This is a genomic window from Pseudorhodoferax sp. Leaf265, assembly GCF_001422365.1.
Taxonomy (GTDB): Bacteria; Pseudomonadota; Gammaproteobacteria; order Burkholderiales; family Burkholderiaceae_C; genus Pseudorhodoferax.
Window position 1 is genome coordinate 51,883 of sequence record NZ_LMMT01000018.1, and the last position, 22,868, is coordinate 74,750.

The 22,868-nt window shown below is 67.5% G+C and carries 24 protein-coding genes; 7 read left to right on the forward strand and 17 right to left on the reverse strand.

Annotated elements, in window-relative coordinates; translation table 11 throughout:
* Positions 1–26: 26 nt before the first annotated feature.
* Genes ASF45_RS17265 through ASF45_RS17280 form a run of 4 tightly spaced genes read right to left on the reverse strand, consistent with a single transcriptional unit; the run spans position 27 to position 3,733 of the window.
* Positions 27–1,313, reverse strand: a complete 1,287-nt coding sequence (locus ASF45_RS17265) for an LLM class flavin-dependent oxidoreductase (RefSeq protein ID WP_235580949.1) — start codon at positions 1,311–1,313, stop codon at positions 27–29.
* Positions 1,314–1,324: 11 nt separating this feature from the next.
* Positions 1,325–2,065 (reverse strand): ABC transporter permease, encoded by a 741-nt coding sequence (locus ASF45_RS17270; protein ID WP_056665154.1) that lies wholly within the window; start codon positions 2,063–2,065, stop codon positions 1,325–1,327.
* 5 nt (positions 2,066–2,070) lie between these two features.
* Positions 2,071–2,901, reverse strand: a complete 831-nt coding sequence (locus ASF45_RS17275) for an ABC transporter permease (protein WP_056665157.1) — start codon at positions 2,899–2,901, stop codon at positions 2,071–2,073.
* Positions 2,902–2,908: 7 nt separating this feature from the next.
* On the reverse strand, positions 2,909–3,733 hold the full coding sequence (locus ASF45_RS17280; RefSeq protein ID WP_056665160.1) for an ABC transporter ATP-binding protein: 825 nt from the start codon (positions 3,731–3,733) through the stop codon (positions 2,909–2,911).
* Positions 3,734–3,886: 153 nt separating this feature from the next.
* Here ASF45_RS17280 and ASF45_RS17285 point away from each other — a divergent pair, with 153 nt between their 5' ends.
* Positions 3,887–4,420 carry a flavin reductase gene (locus ASF45_RS17285; RefSeq protein ID WP_056665235.1) on the forward strand — a complete coding sequence of 178 codons (534 nt, stop codon included), beginning with the start codon at positions 3,887–3,889 and terminating at the stop codon, positions 4,418–4,420.
* 53 nt (positions 4,421–4,473) lie between these two features.
* Here the strand turns inward: ASF45_RS17285 and ASF45_RS17290 are convergent, their stop codons facing one another.
* Positions 4,474–5,037 (reverse strand): TMEM165/GDT1 family protein, encoded by a 564-nt coding sequence (locus tag ASF45_RS17290; protein WP_056665163.1) that lies wholly within the window; start codon positions 5,035–5,037, stop codon positions 4,474–4,476.
* Positions 5,038–5,481: 444 nt separating this feature from the next.
* On the opposite strand from ASF45_RS17290, the gene ASF45_RS17295 reads away from it, so the two are divergent.
* Together ASF45_RS17295 and ASF45_RS17300 are read left to right on the forward strand one after the other, a co-directional pair.
* Positions 5,482–5,781, forward strand: a complete 300-nt coding sequence (locus ASF45_RS17295; protein ID WP_056665167.1) for an RNA-binding protein — start codon at positions 5,482–5,484, stop codon at positions 5,779–5,781.
* A gap of 216 nt (positions 5,782–5,997) precedes the next feature.
* A complete protein-coding gene (locus ASF45_RS17300; protein ID WP_056665170.1) occupies positions 5,998–6,534 on the forward strand; it encodes an RNA-binding protein in 537 nt (178 codons plus the stop codon).
* 68 nt (positions 6,535–6,602) lie between these two features.
* Here the strand turns inward: ASF45_RS17300 and ASF45_RS17305 are convergent, their stop codons facing one another.
* From ASF45_RS17305 to ASF45_RS17320, 4 genes are read right to left on the reverse strand one after another with little or no spacing between them, the layout of a single operon-like run.
* Positions 6,603–7,385: an SDR family oxidoreductase gene (locus tag ASF45_RS17305; protein ID WP_056665172.1), complete on the reverse strand. Its 783-nt coding sequence runs from the start codon at positions 7,383–7,385 to the stop codon at positions 6,603–6,605.
* A gap of 4 nt (positions 7,386–7,389) precedes the next feature.
* Complete coding sequence (lptC, locus tag ASF45_RS17310) at positions 7,390–8,004, reverse strand: LPS export ABC transporter periplasmic protein LptC (protein WP_056665237.1); 615 nt, start codon at positions 8,002–8,004, stop codon at positions 7,390–7,392.
* Between the two features lie 2 nt (positions 8,005–8,006).
* Positions 8,007–8,582: an HAD family hydrolase gene (locus ASF45_RS17315; protein ID WP_056665175.1), complete on the reverse strand. Its 576-nt coding sequence runs from the start codon at positions 8,580–8,582 to the stop codon at positions 8,007–8,009.
* On the reverse strand, positions 8,582–9,580 hold the full coding sequence (locus tag ASF45_RS17320) for an SIS domain-containing protein (protein WP_056665177.1): 999 nt from the start codon (positions 9,578–9,580) through the stop codon (positions 8,582–8,584). Before ASF45_RS17320 ends, ASF45_RS17315 begins: the two co-directional genes overlap by 1 nt.
* A gap of 83 nt (positions 9,581–9,663) precedes the next feature.
* On the opposite strand from ASF45_RS17320, the gene ASF45_RS17325 reads away from it, so the two are divergent.
* Positions 9,664–11,649: a monovalent cation:proton antiporter-2 (CPA2) family protein gene (locus tag ASF45_RS17325; RefSeq protein WP_056665179.1), complete on the forward strand. Its 1,986-nt coding sequence runs from the start codon at positions 9,664–9,666 to the stop codon at positions 11,647–11,649.
* On the opposite strand, the gene ASF45_RS17330 is transcribed toward ASF45_RS17325, so the two are convergent.
* The 7 genes from ASF45_RS17330 to rpmH form a co-directional block, all read right to left on the reverse strand.
* Positions 11,650–12,009 carry a hypothetical protein gene (locus tag ASF45_RS17330; protein ID WP_056665182.1) on the reverse strand — a complete coding sequence of 120 codons (360 nt, stop codon included), beginning with the start codon at positions 12,007–12,009 and terminating at the stop codon, positions 11,650–11,652.
* Position 12,010: 1 nt separating this feature from the next.
* Positions 12,011–12,499 (reverse strand): Crp/Fnr family transcriptional regulator, encoded by a 489-nt coding sequence (locus ASF45_RS17335; RefSeq protein ID WP_056665185.1) that lies wholly within the window; start codon positions 12,497–12,499, stop codon positions 12,011–12,013.
* A 23-nt stretch (positions 12,500–12,522) separates the two neighbouring features.
* Positions 12,523–13,884, reverse strand: a complete 1,362-nt coding sequence (gene mnmE / locus ASF45_RS17340; RefSeq protein ID WP_056665189.1) for a tRNA uridine-5-carboxymethylaminomethyl(34) synthesis GTPase MnmE — start codon at positions 13,882–13,884, stop codon at positions 12,523–12,525.
* A 64-nt stretch (positions 13,885–13,948) separates the two neighbouring features.
* Positions 13,949–15,661 carry a membrane protein insertase YidC gene (gene yidC / locus ASF45_RS17345; protein ID WP_056665192.1) on the reverse strand — a complete coding sequence of 571 codons (1,713 nt, stop codon included), beginning with the start codon at positions 15,659–15,661 and terminating at the stop codon, positions 13,949–13,951.
* 6 nt (positions 15,662–15,667) lie between these two features.
* Positions 15,668–15,931, reverse strand: coding sequence for a membrane protein insertion efficiency factor YidD (yidD, locus tag ASF45_RS17350; RefSeq protein ID WP_056665195.1), 264 nt, complete (start codon positions 15,929–15,931; stop codon positions 15,668–15,670).
* Positions 15,928–16,320, reverse strand: a complete 393-nt coding sequence (locus ASF45_RS17355; protein WP_056665198.1) for a ribonuclease P protein component — start codon at positions 16,318–16,320, stop codon at positions 15,928–15,930. Before ASF45_RS17355 ends, yidD begins: the two co-directional genes overlap by 4 nt.
* 67 nt (positions 16,321–16,387) lie before the next feature.
* Entirely contained in the window at positions 16,388–16,522 is a 135-nt protein-coding gene (gene rpmH, locus ASF45_RS17360) for a 50S ribosomal protein L34 (RefSeq protein WP_056665202.1), read from the reverse strand.
* Between the two features lie 377 nt (positions 16,523–16,899).
* Between rpmH and dnaA the strand changes: the two genes are divergently transcribed.
* The 3 genes from dnaA to gyrB all read left to right on the forward strand — a co-directional run bounded on the left by dnaA (position 16,900) and on the right by gyrB (position 22,200).
* Positions 16,900–18,294, forward strand: a complete 1,395-nt coding sequence (gene dnaA, locus ASF45_RS17365) for a chromosomal replication initiator protein DnaA (RefSeq protein ID WP_056665205.1) — start codon at positions 16,900–16,902, stop codon at positions 18,292–18,294.
* Between the two features lie 123 nt (positions 18,295–18,417).
* Positions 18,418–19,536: a DNA polymerase III subunit beta gene (gene dnaN, locus ASF45_RS17370; RefSeq protein WP_056665207.1), complete on the forward strand. Its 1,119-nt coding sequence runs from the start codon at positions 18,418–18,420 to the stop codon at positions 19,534–19,536.
* 75 nt (positions 19,537–19,611) lie between these two features.
* Positions 19,612–22,200 carry a DNA topoisomerase (ATP-hydrolyzing) subunit B gene (gyrB, locus tag ASF45_RS17375; RefSeq protein WP_056665209.1) on the forward strand — a complete coding sequence of 863 codons (2,589 nt, stop codon included), beginning with the start codon at positions 19,612–19,614 and terminating at the stop codon, positions 22,198–22,200.
* A 208-nt stretch (positions 22,201–22,408) separates the two neighbouring features.
* Here the strand turns inward: gyrB and ASF45_RS34605 are convergent, their stop codons facing one another.
* Entirely contained in the window at positions 22,409–22,750 is a 342-nt protein-coding gene (locus ASF45_RS34605; RefSeq protein ID WP_200932170.1) for a hypothetical protein, read from the reverse strand.
* Positions 22,751–22,868 lie beyond the last annotated feature (118 nt).

Sequence of the window (22,868 nt, forward strand, 5' to 3'; positions counted from 1 at the left end):
CGTACAGCGGTCGCTCCTTTTCTGGTTCAGGCTGCCTGCAAGGTTGGCCGGCGCAGGCCCAGCAGCTCGCGCAGCGTGTCGCCCTCGTAGGCACGGCGGAACAAGCCGCGCTCCTGTAGCACCGGCACCACCAGGTCGACGAAGTCGTCGAAGCCTTCGTGGAAGTAGGGCGGCATCACGTTGAAGCCGTCGGCCGCGCCACCCTCGAACCACTGCTGCAAGGTGTCGGCGATGGTCTCGGGCGAGCCGCACAGCACCCAATGGCCGCGCGCGGCCGCCGTCAGGCTGTACAGGTCGCGCAGGCTCATCTGCTCGCGCCGCGCCTTGGACAGCAGCACGCGCGTGAACGCGTGGTAGGTGTCGGGCAGGGCGAGTTCGGGCACCGGGCCATCGAGGTCGTAGGTGGAGAAGTCGTGGCCGAAGCGCTCGGACAGCACCGCCAGCGCGCTGCCGCTGCCGATGTGCTCCTGCAGCGCGTTGAGCTTGTCGCGCGCCTCGCGGTCGGTGCGGCCCACGACCGGCATCACGCCAGGCAGCACCGTCACCTCGCTGGCCGTGCGGCCGAAGCGCGGCAGGCGGTCCTTGAGCGATGCGTAGGCGGCGCGTGCCTCGTCGAAGTCCTGCACCACGGAGAACACCACGTCGGCCGTGCGCGCGGCCAGGTCCAGGCCAGGCGCGGACCCGCCGGCCTGCAGCACCACCGGGCGGCCCTGCGGCGTGCGGCCGATGTTGAGCGGACCCTGCACCTTGAAGAAGGTGCCGTCGTGGTTCAACGCGCGCAGCTTGGCCGGGTCGATGTACAGGCCGCTGGCGCGGTCGGCCACGAGCGCGTCGTCGTCCCAGCCATCCCACAGCCCCTTGACCACGTCGACGAACTCGCCGGCCATCTCGTAGCGGCGCGCATGATCGGGGTGGACCTTGCCGAAGTTGGCGGCGGTGCCCGCATGCGAGGTGGTGACGGCGTTCCAGGCCGCGCGGCCGCCGCTGATGTGGTCCAGCGAGGCGAACATGCGCGCCACGGTGTACGGGTCGCTGTAGGTGGTGGAGACGGTTGCGCCCAGGCCGATGTGGCGCGTGGACATGGCCAGCGCCGACAGCATGGTCAGCGGCTCCAGCCGCAGCGTGTACGAGGGATGGGCCTTGGGGTCGGCGTACAGGTTGTCGCCCATGAAGATGAGGTCGAAGCAGCCGCGTTCCGCGGTCTGCCCGATCTTCTGGATGGCTGCGAAGTCCTGGAAGCTGTCGACCGCGCCCGGCATGCGCCAGCCGGCGGTGTGGCTGCCCGTTCCCAGCAGGAACAGGCCGAGATGCATGTGTCGTCGTGTCATTTCCAGAAAACCGTCCTGCGTTCGATGAAGCTCACGATGCCGAAGAAGAACAGGCTGGCGGCCGACGCCACGAAGACCGCGGCCCAGACCTGCACGAAGTCCACCTGCACCACGGCCTGGTAGATCAACAGGCCCAGGCCGGCCTGCGCGCCCAGCATCTCGGTGACCACGGCGATCAGCACGCTGCGCGCGGTGGCCACGCGCAGGCCGGCGAACATCAGCGGCAGCGCGGTGGGCAGCCGCAGCCGCCACAGGATGGCCAGGCGGCTGGCGCCGAAGCTGCGCATGAGGTCCACGCTGCGGCGGTCCACGCGGTCCAGGCCCGACAGCGTGGACAGGAACAGCGTGAACGCGATGGCCAGCGCCACCATGACGTACTTGGACGACATGCCCATGCCGAACCACAGCAGCACCAGCGGCGACCAGGCGATCACGGGCACGGAGTTGAAGGCCGTGGCGGCCGGCAGCACGAAACCACGCACGCGCGGCGCCATCGTGACCCAGATCGCGCCGCCGATGCCGATCAGCGCACCCAGCGCGTAGCCGACCAGGGCTTCGGTGACGGTGACGCCGGCGGCGCGCGTCAGCACGGTGCGCATGTCCCAGATCGAACCGAAGATCTGGCTGATGGCCGGCAGCGTGTAGGCCGGCAACTGGAAGCCGCGCGCCACGCCTTCCCACAGTGCGACCAGAAGCACCGCGCCCAGGATGCCGCGCTGCGCGGCCAGGGGAATCATGGGCTTCATTGCTCGGCCCCCCAGAACACCAGACGGCGCTCGATGAAGGCCACCACGCCGTAGAACAGCGTGCCCAGCACGGCGCAGCACAGCAGCGCGGCCCACAGGCCCACCGCGTTCTCGTTGAACATGGCCTGCAGCAGCAGCACCCCGAGACCCGTGGTGTCGCCGAACCATTCGCCGACGATGGCGCCGACCAGGCTCAGCGAGGCGCCCAGGCGCAGCGCCACGAAGATCTGCGGCAGGGCGGTCGGGAACTGCAGCTGGCGCATGAGCTGGCCGCGCGTGGCGCCGAAGCTGCGCATCAGCGCCACCTGGCGCGGGTCGACCGAGCGCAGGCCGACCAGGGTATTGACCGTGACCGGGAAGAAGGTCACGTAGAACGCGATGATGGCCTTGGCCAGCATGGTGTTGCCGAACCAGAGCACGACCAGGGCACCGAAGGCGATGACCGGAATCGTCTGCGACACGATGAACAGCGGGAACACCATGTCGCGCAGCACCGGCGCACGGTAGAACAGGATGCCGATGCCGACGCCGAACACGGCGCCGGCCGAGAAGCCCATCAGCGCCTCGCTCAGCGTGCGCAAGAAGCCGCTCCAATACGCGTCGGGCGTGGCGGCGATGGCCTGCAGCACCAGGCTCAGGCGCGGCAGGTAGTGGGCCTGGATGGACAGCAGCACGACGGCTGCTTCCCAGACGATGCCGACCGCGAGCACGGCCAGCGCCACACGCAGCACGCTGCGCAGGGCGCCGCCAGTGGCCAGGCGCGGCAGCGCCCTCGCGGCGCGTGCGACCGTCATGCCCGCGGGGGCGGAGAGGGGGGGACTGGACATCGTGGGCTCAGGCGTGGGCGGGACGCGCTTCGGTCGCCTGGAAGGACTTCATGCTTTCCTCCTCGATGGCGTCGAGCAGGATGCGCTTCAAGCGGATGAACTCGGGGTCGGTCAGCAGCTCGGGCTTGCGCGGGCGCGGCAGGTCGACCTGGAGCTCGAGCTTGATGCGGCCGGGCCGCGCCGTCATGGCCAGAACGCGGTCGCCCAGGAACAGCGCCTCGTCCACGTCGTGCGTGATGAAGAGGATGGTGCGCTTGTGCTTTTGCCACACGTCCAGCAGCCAGCGCTGCATCATGGTGCGCGTGAGCGCATCCAGCGCGCCGAAGGGCTCGTCCAGCAGCATCAGGTCGCGCTTGAACATGAAGGTGCGCATCAGCGCCACGCGCTGGCGCATGCCGCCCGAGAGCTGGTGCGGGTACTGGTTCTCGAAGCCGGCCAGGCCGAACTCGGGCAGCATGCGCAGCGCCAGTGCGCGGGCCTCGGCCCGTGGCATGCCTTCGATCTCGATGGCCAGGATGGCGTTGTCGATCACGGTGCGCCAGGGCAGCAGCAGGTCGCGCTGCGGCATGAAGGACACGCGGCCCAGCAGCTCGTGCGCGTGCACCGAGCGGTCCTCGAAGCGCAGCACGCCGCCGGTGTCGGGCTCGTCCAGGCCGGCCACCATGTTGAACAGCGTGCTCTTGCCGCAGCCGCTGGGGCCGACCACGGTGACCAGCTCGCCGGGCGCGATGGCCACGTCCAGGCCGGCCACGGCCTGCACGGGACCGAAGGTCTTGTGGATGTTGCGCATTTCGAGCAGAGGGCCCGACGGGGTGGAGGTCGGTCCGCTCATTGCGCTGCTCCGAAGGTGTGACGTGGCTTCATGCCCGGTGAAAAGCAACAGGCATGCCACGTGGACACCGAAATCCTGTTTCTCGAACACGCGCGCCGCAAATGGGTATGCAAATTGCTGGAATCTGGATATTTGCCAAGCCGAACCATGCGCATGACCTCTGAAACCACCCTGCCGGCCTCGACCGGCCCGGCACCCGTCAACGCCCAGGATTTCCGCGATGGCATGGCTCGCCTGGGTGGCGCCGTGCACCTGGTCACCAGCGATGGCTCCCGGGGCTGGGCCGGCTTTGCGGCCTCGGCCGTGTGCAGCGTGACCGACGATCCGCCGACGCTGCTGGTCTGCCTGCGGCGCGATTCATCGGCCCATGCCGCCGTCACCGGCAACGGCGTGCTGTGCGTGAACACGCTGGAGGCCGACCACCAGGCCTTGTCGACGCTGTTCGGCGGCAAGACGCCGATGGACACGCGCCGTGCCGCGGCCGACTGGTCGCGCCTGGCCACGGGTGCGCCGGTGCTGGCGGATGCGCGCGTGGCCTTCGATTGCCGCATCGCGCGCAGCGTGGGCATGGGCACGCACGACGTGCTGTTCTGCGAGGTGCTGGCCGTCGCGCACGGCGCCGCGGCGCACGGCGGCCTCTACTACACGGAGCGCCAGTACCGACAGCTGGCGCCGCTGCCTGCGTAGCGCCGAATCGGGGCACCGGCGCACACGCACAGGGCATGGTGCCCCGGTGTGGGTCAGGCGCCCAGCAGCGCCACCAGCCCCAGCACCAGGAAGATCACGGCCGACACCAGGTGCACCGCGCGCACCGGTACGCGCCGCGTGAGCTTCTCGCCCAGCCAGACCGCGGGCGCGTTGGCCAGCATCATGCCCAGCGTGGTGCCGGCCACGACCCAGGCCAGCGCGGCCTCGTAACGCGCCGCCAGCATCACGGTGGCGATCTGCGTCTTGTCGCCGATCTCGGCCAGGAAAAACAATACCACCGTGGTGCCGAACACGCCCAGGCGCGGCGCCTTGTCGCCAGCGTCGTCGTCGATCTTGTCGGGAATCAGCATCCACACCGCCATGGCCAGGAAGGAGACGCCCAACACGATGCGCAGCGTCGACGGGCTGACCACGGTCTGGATCCAGGCGCCGACGGCGCCAGCCGCCGCATGGTTGGCCAACGTGGCGATCAGGATGCCGGCCACGATGGGCCAGGGTTTGCGAAAGCGTGCAGCCAGCAGCAGGGCCAGCAACTGCGTCTTGTCGCCCATTTCGGCGAGCGCGACGATTCCGGTGGAGATGAGAAAGGCTTCCAAGAAACGAACTCCGGCCGGGATGCGACGTACCAATGACTGCAGACAGCCTTCCCGGCACGAGAAGCTGCGCAGTCAAAGGTCTCGCTTGAACCCCGGTACGGCCTTGCCCATTGCAGGCTGCCGCCGGTGGTCCGTTTGCGCCATGTCGGCGGCATCCGAAGACACCACACGAACAAGTCTGTTGACGCAAACCCCTCTCGCATGGAGCGAAGGTTGGCTACTCCCCCAAGACGGGCGCGATTGTAGTGCGGGAGAACCCGCGTTCTTGTTTCAGTATTCGCGTTTATCCCTACTTCGACTTGTTCGCAAACCGAACAAGTCCTCGCATAATCAAAAGTTCTTGCGCATTTTGCGGCGCACGAGCTTGCGGTGTTCGGTCGGTTCGGCTTGCGGGCGGCTCCCCCATCGCTTCCATTTCGAGAACTGATTTCCAAGGAGTCCTGCGTGGGCAACAGACTGTATGTGGGCAACCTGCCCTATTCCTTCCGCGACGACGACATGCACCAGGCCTTCAGCGCCTATGGCAGCATTGCCAGCGCCAAGGTGATGATGGAACGCGACACCGGTCGCTCCAAGGGCTTCGGCTTTGTCGAGATGTCCAGCGCGGCGGAGGCCCAGGCCGCCATCGAAGGCCTGCATGGGCAAAGCATCGGTGGCCGCGCGCTGGTGGTCAACGAAGCCCGCCCGCTGGAGCCGCGTCCCCCGCGCAGCGGTGGCTTTGGTGGCGAACGCAGCCGCTACTGAAACCGTTTCGGGGTTCTCACCACGGATTGGCACTTTCCACGTTGAAAATTTTCACGTGATTTGTGTTTCTTTCCGATCCGACCGCATATGATGTTAGAGCGTGGGCCTTGCGCTCATGCGGCTTGCGGTGTCGGCCAGTTTCGCGTCCTTGAGTTCTGCAGATTGCGTTTTCGGGACTCCATCGCTTTTTCTTTGTGTTTTTGAGGAGTCCCTTCAATGGGCAACAAACTGTACGTCGGCAACCTGCCGTATTCGGTTCGCGACAGCGATCTGGAGCAATCCTTCAGCCAATTCGGCACCGTGACCAGCGCCAAGGTCATGATGGAACGCGACACCGGCCGCTCCAAGGGTTTCGGCTTCGTCGAGATGGGTTCCGACGCAGAAGCGCAGGCAGCCATCAATGGCATGAACGGCCAATCGCTGGGCGGCCGCAGCTGCGTTGTCAACGAGGCACGCCCCATGGAAGCCCGTCCTCCCCGTAGCGGTGGCTATGGCGGCGGTGGTGGCGGCGGCTACGGCGGCGGCGGTGGTGGCGGCTACGGCGGTGGTGGTGGCGGCGGTTACGGCGGCGGCGGCGGTGGTCGCAGCGGTGGCGGCGGCTACGGCGGTGGCGGTGGCCGCGGTGGCGACAGCTACGGTGGTGGCGGCGGTGGTCGCAGCGGCGGCGGTGGTGGCGACGGCGGTTTCCGCAGCCCCTACGGCTCGGGTCCGCGCGGCGGCGGCGGTGGCCGCGGCGGCAACAACAGCTACTGATCGCTCACAGCGCATCCAGAAAGAGGCTCCTTCGGGAGCCTTTTTGCTGCGCGGCGCCTGCTGGCGGATCAACCGTCCGCGTGCTCGCGGGGCTTGCGGGCGCGGCCGACCAGCAGCCGGTCGAACCACGCGTTGGGCAGGGCGCGCATGAGCTTGGCGACGACACCCATCTGCCAGGGGATCACGCGGTAACTGGCGCCGGCCGCGATGGCCGCGTGCGCCTTGTCGGCAAAGCGCTCGGCCGTCATCAGGAAGGGCATGCCGTAGCGGTTGCGGCGCGTCAGCGGTGTGTCGATGTAGCCAGGCGTGATGGTCACGACCTTCACGCCGAAGGGGCGCAGTTCACCGCGCAGGCTTTCGCAATAGGAAATGACGCCGGCCTTGCTCGCGCAGTAGCCGCCATGGCCCGGGAGGCCCCGGATACCGGCCACGCTGGCAATGCCCACCAGGGTGCCGCTGCGGCGCGCGCGCATGGGCTGAATGAAGGGGTGGAAGGTGGCGGCCATGCCCAGGTTGTTGACGGCCAGGATGCGCGCGAACACCGCCAGGTCTTCACGTTCGGCGGTGTCCACGCCGATGCTGATGCCGGCATTGGCGATCACCACGTCGGGCAGGCCCTGGCGCCCCAGGCACGACCGGGCCGCCGCAATGATGCTGTCGGGTTCGGCCACGTCCGCGCCGTAGACCACGACCCGCTCCGGATCCAGACCTTGCGCAGCGCGCCAGCGCTCGATCTCGTCGGTGCGGCGCGCCACCAGCGCCAGGGTGTACCCGGCCTGGTGGTAGCGCAGGGCCAGCGCCTGCCCGATGCCGCTGGACGCGCCGGTGATGAAGGCCAGCGGTGCGGCCATGGCGTCAGGGCGTGCGGCCCGTGACGGTGCCGCGCACGCGGCCGTCGAGCTGCAGCAGGCGGTCCAGGTTGTCGTAGTCCATGCGGTCTGCCGTGAAGCGGTCGCCGTTGCGCAGCAGTTCGACGGGCAGGTGCGAGCGCACGCGTTCCACGTTGGTGTAGGCATGCAGGAACTCGCTGCGCAACTCCAGGCGCGGCAGCATGCGGCCGTCGGCGCCTTTGGCAGGCTCGCGCACCACCACGGCATCGCCGAACAACTGCACCTCCGAGCCATCGGCATTGGACAGCGCGCGCTTGGCCGTGGACACCGTCACATGGCCTTGCTCGTTCAGCGAACGGATGTGGGCCTTCTCGATCTCCAGCGTGTCGGTGTCCGGGTAGTGCCAGGCCTGCTCGCCACGGATATCGCTGCGCAGCCGGCCATTGGCGTCGAAGGTCTTGACCGAAAAATTGCGCATGAAGTAGTCGGGCTCGTGGTTCACGGGCCGGGCCACGGCGGGCTGCGCCAGCGTGGGCGCGTTGCGCACCAACCAGTAGGTGCCCAACGCCAACAGCACCATGAGCACCAGCGGCAGGTAGATCGACAGGCGCTCCCAGGCGTCGCGCAGCAAGGCGAACATCTTCATGCCTGGTAGGGCGCCAGCAGCTCGGCGTAGCGGCCGCGCGCCATCAGCAGCAGGTCGCAGAACTCGCGTGCCGCGCCCTGGCCGCCGGCCATGCGCGTCACGTAGTGGGCCGCCGCCAGCACCTCGGGGTGGGCGTGCGGCGGCGCGGCAGCCAGCGCGGCACGGTTGAGCATGGGCAGGTCCGGCCAGTCGTCGCCGATGGCGGCGGCGGCGCTCCAGTCCAGCCCCAGTTCGGCCAGGATGGCCTCGGCGGCGGGGCGCTTGTCTTCGGTGCCGAAGCGGGCATGCACCACGCCCAGCGCCTGGAGCCGCACGCGCAGCGCCGCGGAATCGCGCCCGGTCACCACGGCCGGCGTGATGCCCGCCGCCTGCAGCAGCTTGAGGCCCATGCCGTCCAGCGTGTGAAAGCGCTTGATGGTCTCGGCCGCGCCGCGCGCATCGCCGGACGGCAAGTCGGTGAAGTACAGGCTGCCGTCGGTCAGCACGCCGTCGACGTCGAAGAAGGCCACGCGCACGTCCTGGCCGCGCAGCAGCAGCTCGGGCGGATGACTCAGCACCGGGGCGCGCGCCATCAGATCACCTTGGCCCGCATGAGGTCGCCGATGTGCACCACGCCGACCAGCGTGCCGGCCGCATCGACCACCAGCACGGCGGTGATGCGGTGCTGCTCCATGAGCTCGACAGCCTCGGCCGCCAGGGCATCGGCGCGGATCGTCCGCGGCTTGGCATGCATGACGTCGCCTGCGCGCACGGCGCGCAGGTCGCGGCCCTTTTCGACGAGGCGGCGCAGGTCGCCGTCGGTGAACACCCCTTGCACACGCAGCGCGTCGTCGACGATGGCGGCCAGCCCGCCCTTCGCGCTCATCTCGCGCATCATCTCGGCCAGCGGCGTGTCCGCGGCCACGGTCGGCATCTCTGCGCCGCTGCGCATCACGTCGCTGACGTGGGTCAGCAGGCGCCGGCCCAATGCACCGCCCGGATGCGAACGCGCGAAGTCCTCGGCCTTGAAGCCGCGCAGCTCGAGCAGGGCCACCGCCAGCGCATCGCCCATCACGAGCTGGGCCGTGCTGCTGGCCGTGGGCGCCAGGTTGAGCGGACATGCTTCCTTCTCGACGCCGCTGTCCAGCACCTCGTCGGCATGGCGTGCCAGGGTGGACTGCCCGCCACCTGTGATGGCCACCAGCGGCACGCCCTGGCGCTTGAGCACGGGCAGGATCAGGTTGAGCTCGGCGCTCTCGCCGCTATTGGAAATCGCGATCACGAGGTCTTGCGGCGTGACCATGCCCAGGTCGCCGTGGCTGGCTTCGCCCGGGTGCACGAACAGCGCGGGCGTGCCCGTGGACGCCAGCGTGGCGGCGATCTTGCGGCCCACATGGCCGCTCTTGCCCATGCCCATCACGACCACGCGGCCGCTCAGGTGCAGGATGCGCTGCACGGCGCGCACGAAGCTGTCGCCCACACGGGCCTTGAGCCCCAGCACGGCAGCGGCCTCGATGTCGAAGGTGGTTTGCGCCAGGCCGATGACCTGTGCCGTGTCCAGCGGCTGGACGCGTTCGCGCGAAGATGTCATGGCGCGAATTCTATCGAGCGCACCCTTGGCACGCGTCCGCAACCCAGGGCCAGCCCAGGGCAACACGCTAGCATGCGCGCACCATGTCCTCGCTCGAACTCACGCTGGTCTACCTGTTGGCGGCTGTGCTGGGCGTGGTGCTGTTCCGCTCGCTCAAGCTGCCGCCCATGCTGGGCTACCTGACGGTGGGCGTGCTGATCGGTCCCAACGCGCTGGCCCTCGCGCAGAACTCCGAGAGCGTCAAACACCTGGGCGAGTTCGGCGTGGTGTTCCTGATGTTCGTGATCGGGCTGGAATTCAACCTGCCCAAGCTGCGCGCCATGCGGCGCCATGTGTTCGGGCTGGGCCTGTGGCAGGTGGTGCTGACCGTCCTCGTGGCCACGGGCGCATCGCTCGCGCTGGCGGCCGTGGCGCCGCGCTGGTGGGGCATGCCCTGGCAGACGGCGGTGGCGCTGTCGGGCGCGCTGGCCATGAGCAGCACGGCCATCGTGGTCAAGCTCATGGCCGACCGCATCGAGCTCGAGTCCGAGCACGGCAAGCGCGTGATGGGCGTGCTGCTGTTCCAGGATCTGGCCGTGGTGCCGCTGCTGGTGCTGATCCCCGCGCTGGGCGCCTCGGCCGAGCAGATGCTGTTCGCGCTGGGCCTGGCCATGGTCAAGGCAGTGGTGCTGATCACACTGCTGCTGACGGGCGGGCAGCGCGTGATGCGCTGGTGGCTCACGCTGGTGGCGCGGCGCAAGAGCGAAGACCTGTTCGTGCTGAACCTGCTGCTGATCACGCTCGGCCTGGCGTGGCTCACCGAGATGGCGGGCCTGTCGCTGGCGCTGGGCGCCTTCATCGCCGGCATGCTGATCTCCGAGACCGAGTTCAAGCACCAGGTGGAGACCGACATCCGGCCCTTCCACGACGTGCTGCTGGGCCTGTTCTTCATCACCATCGGCATGATGCTGGACTGGCGCATCGTGCTGGAGCGCTGGCCCTTGCTGCTGCTGCTGGTCACGCTGCCGGTGCTGTTCAAGCTGGCGCTGATCACGGCGCTGGCCAAGGGCTTCGGCGCCTCGGCCGGCGTCTCGCTGCGCACGGGCCTGTACCTGGCGCAGGCCGGCGAGTTCGGCTTCGTGCTGCTGACGCTGGCCAACAACCGCGGCCTGGTGCCCCCCGCGCTGCTCAACCCCATCCTGGCCAGCATGGTGCTGTCCATGCTGGCCACGCCCTTCATGGTGATGTACAGCAACGCCTTCGTCACGCGCTTCGTCAGCAGCGACTGGCTGCAACAGTCGCTGCAGATGACCAGCATCGCGCGGCGTTCCATCAACGCCAACAAGCATGTGATCATCTGTGGCTACGGCCGCTGCGGCCAGAACCTGGCGCGCATGCTGGAACGCGAGTCCATCCCCTACATGGCGCTGGACCTGGACCCGGACCGCGTGCGCTTGGCCGCCGCGGCCGGCGATTCGGTGGTGTTCGGTGACGCCGCGCGGCTGCAGGCGCTGATGGCCGCGGGCCTGGCGCGCGCGAGCGCGGTGGTGCTGACCTACCTGGACGTGCCAGGCGTCATGAAGGTGCTGGCCCACGTGCGTGCCCACGCCCCCCAGGTGCCGGTGATCGTCCGCACGCAGGACGACCGCGACCTCGAGCGCCTGCAGCAGGCCGGCGCCACCGAGGTCGTGCCCGAGGCCATCGAGGGCTCGCTGATGCTGGCCAGCCATGCACTGGCCCTCGTGGGCGTGCCCATGCGCCGCGTGCTGCGGCTGGTGCAGGACCAGCGCGATGCGCGCTACCACCTGCTGCGCGGCTACTTCCACGGTGCCGACGACGATGGCCAGGACGAGCTGGACCACGAGCGGCTGGCCACGGTGTCGCTGACTCTGGCCTCGCGCTCGCTCGGCAAGCCGCTGGGGCACCTCGCGCTGCACACGCTGGGCGCGCGCGTGGTGCAACTGCGCCGCATGAGCGGCGCTGCGGTGCCTGTCAACGACGAGGCCGTGCTGCAGGACGGGGACACGGTCGTGCTGTCAGGCCGGGCCGAGGCGCTCACCCTGGCCGAAGGCCGCCTGCTGCGCGGCTGATCAGCCGGCCGCGGCGGGTGGGGCCGCAGCCTCGGCTTCGGCCGCGGCAGGGCGCCAGTACACGCCTTCGACGACGACACCGGCCCGCATCTTGGCCGCCACCGCCACCAGGCCCTGCACCGGGCCGGGGTCGGCCTCGCTGGCCTCCAGTGCTGGCGCGAGATCCACCAGCACCAGGTAGCGCCAGCCATCGGCATCGAGTGCCACCACCTTGAAGCGGTAGCCCTCGGCGGGAAAACCGCATTGCGCCATGGCCTCGCGCACCACGGCGAACAGCTGTGCGCGGCGGTCCGCGCGTTCCACCTTGCGCACCGCGGCCGGGTCCAGCCCGGCCGGCGCGCTCTTGTCCAACACCGTCATCTCAGGTCACTGCGTCGCGGCGGCGCCGGTTCACCATTCGCTTGGACACCACGGCGCCGGCCGCCATGGCCACGGCCAGCGCGAGTTCCGGCCGGCGGTTGGTCAGTTCGCCGAAGCGCAGCGGCGACAGGCTCCACAGCCGCGCCGGCATGCCGGCCTGCACCGTGGCGCTGCGTGGCGCGCGCGAGAAGAAGCTGCCTTCGCCCACGGCCGAACCGGCGCTGATGATGGCCAGCCGCACCTCGCCTTGTTCGTCCTCGTAGTGCACGCTCAGGTTGCCGCTCTCGACGAAGTACAGCGTGCGGTCGGCCGCACCCTGCTTGAACAGCACCTGCCCGGCCGCCAGCGCCAGCGGCTGCAGGTAGGGCGCCAGCACCTCCCACTGGGCCGGCGTCAGCTGCAGCAGCAGCTGGTCGTCGACCTTGGTGGCGGCGATGGCCTGGATCAGGTCCTGGATGTCGAAACGGGCGGGGGGCGGCATGGCGTTCATGGCGGGGGGGCGTGCTCCTGCGGCTACTTGCCGATGCAGAACCGGGAGAAGATGACGCCCAGCAGATCGTCGGATCCGAAGGCGCCGGTGATTTCGTTCAGAGCATTTTGCGCCAGCCGCAGTTCCTCGGCCATGAGGTCCAGCGTCCGCCCATCGGCCAGGTGCAGCCCCACGGCGTCGAGGTGCTCCTGCACGCGGCCGAGCGCCTGCACGTGGCGCGCGCGCGCCAGGTACACCCCCTCGGGCAGTGCCTGCCAGCCCGCGATCTGCAACAGCGCCGCGCGCAGTTCAGCCAGGCCGGCGCCGGTCTTGGCCGACAGGTGCAGGCCCTCGGGCAGGGCACCATCGCCAGCGGCATCGCGCTTGTTCCAGACCTGCAGCACGGGCACGCCGGCGGGCAGGCGCTGCGCGATCACGGCATCGGCCTGTTGCGCGCCCGGGTCGTCCCGGCGCAGCAGGTCGTGCAGGAACAGCACGGCATCGGCCTTGGCGATGGCGCCCCAGGCGCGCTCGATGCCAATGCGCTCGACAGGGTCGTCGCTGTCGCGCAGGCCGGCGGTGTCGACCACATGCAGCGGCACGCCTTCGATCTGGATGGACTGCTCGACCTTGTCGCGCGTGGTGCCGGCGATCGGCGTGACGATGGCCAGCTCGGCCCCGGCCAGCGCGTTCAGCAGAGAGGACTTGCCGGCGTTGGGCTGGCCCGCGATGACCACCGTGATGCCCTCGCGCAGCAGCGCGCCCTGGCGCGTGCGCGCGAGCACCGCCTGCAACTGCTGCTGCAGGCCGTCGAGCTGGCCCTGGGCATCGGCCTTGCGCAGGAAGTCGATGTCTTCCTCAGGGAAGTCCAGCGTGGCCTCGACCAGCATGCGCAGGTGGATCAAGCGCTCGCGCAGCGCATCCACCTCCTGCGAGAACTCGCCCGCCAACGAACGGCTGGCGCTGCGCGCGGCCGCCTCGGTGCTCGCGTCGATGAGGTCGGCCACGGCCTCGGCCTGGGCCAGGTCCAGCTTGTCGTTGAGGAAGGCCCGCTGCGTGAACTCGCCCGGCTCGGCCGCACGCAGGCCGATACCCGCGCCGGCCTGCAGGCAGCGCGCCAACAACAGCTGCATGACCACCGGGCCGCCGTGGGCCTGCAGCTCCAGCACCTCCTCGCCCGTGTAGCTGTGCGGCGCCGGGAAGTGCAGGGCCAGGCCGTGGTCGATGGCGCTGCCGTCCGCATCGCGGAACGGCAGGTAGGTGGCCTCGCGCGGCTTCAACGCGCGGCCGCACAGCGCGGCCACGAGCGGCGCGAGGTCGCGGCCCGAAGCGCGCACGATGCCCACCGCACCGCGGCCGGGTGCGCTGGCGATGGCAACGATGGGGTCGCGGGGCGATGCGGTCATGGGGTCTGGAATGTACAAAAGACAAGGGCCGCTCGCGCGGCCCTTGGCAGACGTCCGTCCCGGCTTACCGGAACTTCGGCAGGTTGAACTGCGGCGGCACGCCCATGCGGGTGTTGATGATCCACTGCTGCAGGATGGACAGGATGTTGTTCGTGATCCAGTACAGCACCAGGCCGGACGGGAAGAAGAAGAACATCACCGAGAACGCCAGCGGCATGAACCACATCAGCTTGGCCTGCATCGGGTCCGGCGGTGCCGGGTTCAGCGCGGTCTGCAGCATGGTGGTCATGGTCATGATCACGGGCAGCAGGTACCACGGGTCGGGCGCGGACAAGTCCTTGATCCAGCCGATCCAGGGCGCGCCGCGCATCTCCACGCTGGACAGCAGCACCCAGTACAGCGCGATGAACACGGGGATCTGGATCATGATGGGCAGGCAGCCACCCAGCGGATTGATCTTCTCCTCCTTGTACATCTTCATCATGGCCTGCTGCATTTCCTGCGGCTTGTCCTTCAGGCGCTCACGCATCTCCTGGATGCGCGGGTTCACCGCCTTCATCTTGGCCATGCTCGCGTAGGCCTTGGCGTTGAGCCAATAGAACATGATCTTCAGCAGCACCACCAGCGCGACGATGGACCAGCCCCAGTTCTGGATCACGCTGTGCAGCTTGTCCAGCAGCCAGTACAGCGGCTTGGCCAGCACGGTCAGCCAGCCGTAGTCCTTCACCAGTTCCAGGCCTGGCGTCAGCGACTCCAGCATCTTTTCTTCCTGCGGGCCGACGAACAGGCGCGACTCGGCGACCTGGCTCGCACCCGGCGCCACGGCCGGCAGCGTGTTGATCATGCCCACGGCATACAGGTTGTTGGACACCTTGCGCGCGAAGATGTCGCGCTCGATGCCGTCGCCCAGCAGCCAGGCGCTCGCGAAGTAGTGCTGCACCATGGCCACATAGCCGTTGGCGGACTTGGTCTCGAACTTGGCGTCGTTCTTCTCGATGTCCTTGAACTCGACCTTCTGGTACTTCTTGGCTTCGGTGTAGACCGCCGGGCCGGTGAACGTGGAGTAGAAGCTCGACTCGCCAGGCAGCTTGTTGCCGTCGCGCACGAGTTGCAGGTACAGCTGCGGCGTGACCGGCGCCGTGCCGGTGTTGACGACCTCGTGCTTGACACCGATGGCGTAGGAGCCGCGCGTGAGCGTGTAGGTCTTGACCAGCTTCACGCCACCGCTCTCGGGCGACTCGAAGCGCACTTCCAGCGTGTTGCTGCCGTCGGCCAGCGCACGCGGGCCGGGCACGGCCGTCATCACGGTCGTGTGGTTGGGCAGGCCCGCTGCGCCGATCAGGCCGGTCTGGGCCAGGTAGACGCGCTCGGCGCTCTCGTCCAGCAGCACGAAGTGGCGGCTGGGGTCGTGCAGGTCGATGTTCTTGAGCAGTTCGGCGCGCACCAGCGAGCCGCCGGCCGTGTCGAAGCTGAGCTTGAGCACGTCGGTGCTGACCTCCACGCGCTCACGCGACGGCGCCGGCGCAACGGGCGTGCCGGGCACCTGGCCAGCACCTGCGGGCGCCGCGGTGGTGACGGCCGTGGGAACGGCGCCGGCAGGTGCGGCTGTGGCCGAGGCCGCGCCCCCCGGTGCCGAAGAAGCCGCCGCCGGTGCGGTGGCCGTGGGCGTCGGGAAGAAGGTGGCCTGGCGACCGTTGTGGATCTGCCATTTGTCCCACAGCATCACCAGGGAGAAACCAAGGATCACCCACAGGATGGTTCGGCGGATATCGTTCATGGAAGGCTAGTCGGAGGAAGACGGGAACAGCCGCCGGCCGAAGAGGCGGGGCCGCTGCGCGGGCACCGGGTCGTGTCCGCCATCGCACCAGGGATGGCAACGCGCGAGCCGGCGCAGTGTAAGGTAGCTGCCCGCGCCCGCACCGTGCTGCTCCAGCGCGCCGATGGCGTAGGTGGAGCAGGTGGGTTCGAACCGGCAGGCCGAGCCCAGCCAGGGGCTCAGCAGAAGCTTGTAGCCGCGCACCAGCGCGATGAGGGCGCGCTGCATCACGCCGCGGCCCGGCGCACGAGCTGCTCAAGCTCGCTACGCACCGCCTGCTTCAGTTGCACGGAGGTGGCGCTGATGAACTGCTTGCGGTCGAAGCCGCTGCGCAGCCGCACCACATGCACCGCCGCGGGCAGGACAGCCGCCTGCGCGTCGCAGACCGCATAGATCTGGCGGCGGATGGCATTGCGCGTCACCGCACGGCGCGCCCAGCGCTTGGGCAGCACGGCGCCGATCCAGCAGTCGTCGACCGGGAACAGCGGGCGCGCGCCAGCCTGCTCTTGCACAGGGAGAGCAGGCAGCGCGAGGCGGTGCAGGGCGAAGTGGGCTGTCCGCGAGACGGTGGTGCCGGCCATCACGGCCTGGAACTGCGCGCGCGTCTTGAGTCGCTGCACAGAGGCACCGAGAAAGGGGAGACAGCCATGGGGCGAGCCGACGCGAGGAAGGCCACCCGCAAGGAACTCAGACAGCCAGGCGCTTGCGGCCCTTGGCGCGGCGCGCGTTGATGACGGCGCGGCCACCGCGGGTCTTCATGCGTGCCAGGAAACCGTGGACGCGGGCGCGGCGGATCTTGGAGGGTTGGTAGGTGCGTTTCATGTCACTTCCTTGGAAATCAGTTTCGGCGGGCAACGCCTCTGCATTGCCCACAAGCGGACCACAGGTTCGGTGCCGAAACGAGGAGGCCATCGACACACACGCGGCGATGACCGGCCTATCCGCACCCGCGGCACCATGCAGTCGGCATCTCTCGCCTGCGCCATCGCAGACAAGCACACCAGGCAGGGCCAAACCTCGGGGAACCGGCGATTATCGCCAAAAAAGTTCGAAGGACAAGCTTTTCCGTATTTGCCCCCCGCGGCACCCGGTTCCGTATCCGCCACACGACATGCCCCTCCAGCTTGTGGACAACTACCCGGACACCTAGAATGCCCGGTGCTTCAAAAAAACATTTATCCACAGGAGCTGGACGGCGCATGATCGAGGGGAACCACGCCAGCAATGCCGCCGGCAACAGCCTGTGGCAGGCCTGCATCGATCAGCTTGCCCAGGAGCTTCCAGAACAACAATTCAACACCTGGATCAAGCCCTTGACGGCCCAGGTGACGGGCGATTTCAGCAAGGTCACGGTGTACGTGGCCAACCGCTTCAAGCTCGACTGGATCCGCGCGCAATACAGTGGCCGCATCATGCAGATGCTGGAGAACCTGTACGGCCAGCCGATCCAGCTCGAGTTAGCCATCACTCCTCGGGAAGCCGTTGCCAGGCTTACGCCTTTGCAGTTGGCGCGCGAGATCAGTGCGCAGTCCGAACCGGCCGATCTGGGCGAGGAAATCTCGCCCGGCCCGCCCAAGAACCGCCTCAATTCGGCCCTCACGTTCTCCACCCTGGTGGAGGGCACGGCCAACCGCATGGCGCGCGCCGCCGCCATGCACGTGGCGGGCTCGCCGGGGCAGCTCTACAACCCCCTGTTCATCTACGGCGGCGTCGGCCTGGGCAAGACCCATTTGATGCACGCCGTGGGCAACCGGCTGCTCGAAGAAAAGCCCGGCGCCAAAGTTCTCTACATCCACGCGGAGCAGTTCGTCTCGGATGTGGTCAAGTCCTACCAGCGCAAGACCTTCGACGAGTTCAAGGAGCGCTACCACTCGCTCGACCTGCTGCTGATCGACGACGTGCAGTTCTTCGCCAACAAGGACCGCACGCAGGAAGAATTCTTCAACGCGTTCGAAGCCCTGCTGGCCAAGAAGAGCCACATCGTGATGACGTCCGACACCTACCCCAAGGGTCTGCCGGACATCCACGAGCGTCTGGTCTCGCGCTTCGACTCCGGCCTCACGGTGGCCATCGAGCCGCCCGAGCTCGAGATGCGCGTGGCCATCCTGATCAACAAGTCGATCTCTGAAGGCACCGAGATGCCCGAAGAGGTGGCCTTCTTCGTCGCCAAGAACGTGCGCTCCAACGTGCGCGAGCTCGAAGGCGCGCTGCGCAAGATCCTCGCGTACTCGCGCTTCAACCAGAAGGAAATCTCGATCCAGCTCGCGCGCGAGGCCCTGCGCGACCTGCTGTCGATCCAGAACCGGCAGATCAGCGTGGAGAACATCCAGAAGACGGTGGCCGACTACTACAAGATCAAGGTGGCCGACATGTACAGCAAGAAGCGCCCGGCCAGCATCGCGCGGCCGCGCCAGATCGCGATGTACCTGGCCAAGGAACTCACGCAGAAGAGCCTGCCCGAGATCGGCGAGCTGTTCGGTGGCCGCGACCACACCACCGTGCTGCACGCCGTGCGCAAGATCGGCGGCGAACGCCAGCAGCTGTCCGAACTCAACCAGCAATTGCACGTGCTGGAGCAGACGCTCAAGGGATGAGGCCCGGCCCCTGGCCTCCCACTGGCATGTGCGCAGGGCCCTCGCAGATCGCGCCCTGGATTCAGGCGAAAATGCGAAGCTTTTGCACCAGCTCCACAAGAATTTCACCGAGAGGTTGTTGACATGATCGTCCTGAAGACCCCCCAGAGCACCCTGCTTGCGGTTCTGCAATCGGTCTCCGGCATCGTGGAGCGCCGCCACACGCTGCCCATCCTGGCCAACGTGATGCTGCGCAAGAACGGCAACCAGGTGCAGCTGACCACCAGCGACCTGGAAATCCAGATCCGCACCACGGCCGAACTGGGTGGCGACGAAGGCGGCTTCACAACCACCGTGGGCGCCCGCAAGCTCATCGACATCCTGCGCACCATGCCGGCCGACCAGACCGTCTCGCTCGAGTCGAGCCAGAACAAGCTGGTCCTGAAGGGTGGCAAGAGCCGCTTCACGCTGCAGACCCTGCCGGCTGAAGACTTCCCGCTGGTGCAGGAATCGGCCGAGTTCGGCCCCGCGTTCAGCGTGCCGCAGAAGACGCTCAAGGAACTGCTGGGCCAGGTCGGCTTCGCCATGGCCGTGCACGACATCCGCTACTACCTGAACGGCATCCTGTTCGTGGCCGAAGGCAAGCAGCTGAGCTTGGTCGCCACCGACGGCCACCGCCTGGCCTTCGCCTCGGCCACTCTGGAGGTGGAAGTGCCCAAGCAGGAGGTGATCCTGCCGCGCAAGACCGTGCTGGAGCTGCAGCGCCTGCTGTCCGACGCGGGCGGCGACGAGGCCCCGCAGATCGAGCTGCAGTTCGCCAACAACCAGGCGCGCTTTCGCTTCGGCGGCATGGAGTTCGTCACCAAGCTGGTCGAGGGCAAGTTCCCCGACTACAACCGCGTGATCCCCAAGAACCACAAGAACAGCATCACGCTGGGCCGCCAGGCCCTGCTGTCCAGCCTGCAGCGCACGGCCATCCTGACCAGCGAGAAGTTCAAGGGCGTGCGCCTGAACCTGGACCCGGGCACGCTGCGCGTGGCCTCCAGCAACGCCGAGCAGGAAGAAGCCCAGGACGAGCTGGACATCGACTACGGCGGCGACAGCATCGAGATCGGCTTCAACGTCACCTACCTGATCGACGCGCTGGCCAACATGCAGCAGGACATGGTCAAGATCGAACTGTCCGACGGCAACAGCTCCGCGCTGCTGACCATCCCCGAGAACGCGAGTTTCAAGTACGTCGTGATGCCGATGCGCATCTAGCAGCCTTCGTTGCTGCAGCAGCGACCCGCGTCACGCACGCGGGTTCGCTTTTTCCGAGTTTGTAGAAAGTACGCCATGACCGACGAAAGCCAACCCATTCCGACGCCCTCCACGGTGCCGGAGCCGCAACGCATCGATGCCCACCAGGCCGGTGCCAGCGAGGGCTACGGCGAAGGCGCCATCCAGATCCTCGAAGGCCTGGAGGCCGTGCGCAAGCGCCCCGGCATGTACATCGGCGACACGTCGGACGGCACGGGCCTGCACCACCTGGTGTTCGAGGTGGTCGACAACTCCATCGACGAAGCCCTGGCCGGCCACTGCGACGAGATCCTCGTCACCATCCACAGCGACAACTCCATCAGCGTCGTCGACAACGGCCGCGGCATCCCCACCGGCGTGAAGATGGACGACAAGCACGAGCCCAAGCGCTCGGCTGCCGAGATCGCGCTGACCGAACTGCACGCCGGCGGCAAGTTCAACCAGAACAGCTACAAGGTCTCGGGCGGCCTGCACGGCGTGGGCGTCTCCTGCGTGAACGCACTCAGCAAGATGCTGCGCCTCACGGTGCGCCGCGAGGGCAAGGTGCACGTGATGGAGTTCAGCAAGGGCTTCGTGCAGAACCGCATCGTCGAGACCGTGAACGGCGTGGAAATCTCGCCCATGCAGGTGCTGGGCGAGACCGAGAAGCGCGGCACCGAGGTGCACTTCCTGCCCGACACCGAGATCTTCAAGGAGAACAACGACTTCCACTACGAGATCCTGTCGAAGCGGCTGCGCGAGCTCTCGTTCCTGAACAACGGCGTCAACATCAAGCTCAAGGACGAGCGCAGCGGCAAGGAAGACGACTTCTCCGGCGCCGGCGGCGTGCGCGGCTTCGTCGACTTCATCAACAAGGGCAAGACCGTCCTGAACCCCAACGTGTTCCACGCCGAGGGCGAGCGTGCGGCCGAAACCTACGGCGGCATCGCCGGCACGCACATCGGCGTGGAAGTGGCCATGCAGTGGAACAGCGGCTACAACGAGCAGGTGCTCTGCTTCACCAACAACATCCCCCAGCGGGATGGCGGCACCCATCTGACCGGCCTGCGCGCCGCGATGACGCGCGTCATCAACAAGTACATCGAAGAGAACGAGCTGGCCAAGAAGGCCAAGGTCGAGGTGACCGGCGACGACATGCGCGAAGGCCTGTGCTGCGTGCTGAGCGTGAAGGTGCCCGAGCCCAAGTTCTCCAGCCAGACCAAGGACAAGCTGGTCTCCAGCGAAGTGCGCGCACCGGTGGAAGACATCGTCGGCCGCCTGCTGACCGACTACCTGCAGGAACGCCCCAACGACGCCAAGATCATCTGCGGCAAGATCGTCGAGGCCGCCCGTGCACGCGAAGCCGCGCGCAAGGCCCGCGAGATGACGCGCCGCAAGGGCGTGCTCGACGGCATGGGCCTGCCCGGCAAGCTGGCCGACTGCCAGGAGAAGGACCCCGCGCTGTGCGAGATCTACATCGTCGAGGGTGACTCCGCCGGTGGCTCCGCCAAGCAGGGCCGCGACCGCAAGTTCCAGGCGATCCTGCCACTGCGCGGCAAGATCCTGAACGTGGAGAAGGCGCGCTACGAGAAGCTGCTGACCAGCAACGAAATCCTCACGCTGATCACGGCGCTGGGCACCGGCATCGGCAAGGCCGGTGGCACCACCGGCAACGACGACTTCAACGTCGCCAAGCTGCGCTACCACCGCATCATCATCATGACCGACGCCGACGTCGACGGCGCCCACATCCGCACACTGCTGCTGACCTTCTTCTACCGCCAGATGCCCGAGCTGGTGGAGCGCGGCCACATCTACATCGCGCAGCCGCCGCTGTACAAGGTCAAGGCCGGCAAGGAAGAGCTCTACCTCAAGGACGCCTCCGCGCTCGACAGCTTCCTGCTGCGCATTGCGCTGGTCAATGCCTCCGTGTTCACTGGCGGCGAGAACGGCACCACCATCAGCGGCGACACGCTGGCCGAGCTGGCGCGCAAGCACCAGGTGGCCGAATCGGTGATCCACCGCCTGACCAACTTCATGGACGCCGAGGCCCTGCGCTCCATCGCCGACGGCGTGACGCTGAACCTGGACACCGTGGCCGACGCCGAAGCCTCGGCCGTGGCGCTGCAGGCCAGCCTGCGCGCGCTGGGCAGCGGTGCCGAAGTGGCTGGCGAGTTCGACGTGCGCACCGACAAGCCCGTGCTGCGCATCAGCCGCCGCCACCACGGCAACGTGCGCAGCAGCGTGATCACGCAGGACTTCGTGCACGGCGCCGACTACGCCGCCCTGAGCGAAGCCGCCAACACCTTCCGCGGCCTGCTCAGCGAAGGCGCCAAGGTCATGCGCGGGGAGGGCGAGCGCCAGAAGGAAGAAAAGGTCGGCGACTTCCGCCAGGCCATGCGCTGGCTGATCGGCGAAGCCGAGCGCGCCACCAGCCGCCAGCGCTACAAGGGGCTGGGCGAGATGAACCCCGAGCAGCTGTGGGAGACCACGATGGACCCCGAGGTGCGGCGCCTGCTGCGCGTGCAGATCGACGACGCGATCGAGGCGGACCGGGTGTTCACGATGCTCATGGGCGATGAGGTGGAGCCGCGCAGGGATTTCATTGAGACGAATGCGTTGCGGGCGGGGAATATCGACGTTTAACGTTGTCAGATGACAGAGAAAGTGAAAACTCTGCCAAATAAGTGAAAAACTACTGACACAAATAGTGAAAAGATCCTGCCCTGATTGCGGCAGGCGAACGCCCGGCACATGCCGGGCGTTGTTGTTTGCCATCGAATAAAGACGATGGCCAACATCGACCGGACTGGCTTGCCGGCTTGGGACGTCTTTCAGTCAGCCGGTCAGTTATTCACACGCCAGAATGATCGGACCATCTCGGAAATGCGACCTTGAGTCGCTCGACCGTGTGACGCCACTTTGGCGTCGTCGGCTGGCAAACCGTGTTCTGATTGCCGAAGAGGCCCACTTCGTTCACCGCTCTGCTCTCTGAAACGGTATCTAGCCACTGCACCCGAACGAAGTATTCGGCATGCTCCGGATCATCGGCGGTGAGGCGGTATCTGTCGGAATGCCTGAGCGCAAGCAAAGCAGTTTGTTCACCGCTTTCGGTCTGAACCTTGAAATCCTTAGCTGGCTGTACCGACTCCAGCACGACGCCGACCCCGACGTAACCCTTTTTCGGGATCTTCACCCAGACCCGGTCCCCTGGCTGTTGATTTCCACGCAGAACTGACCCACTGCCACAGGTAATTTCCGTCCAAATCTGACCCACGTAAGAACCCTAACCTGCTGCTTTTTGCGGCAGGAGC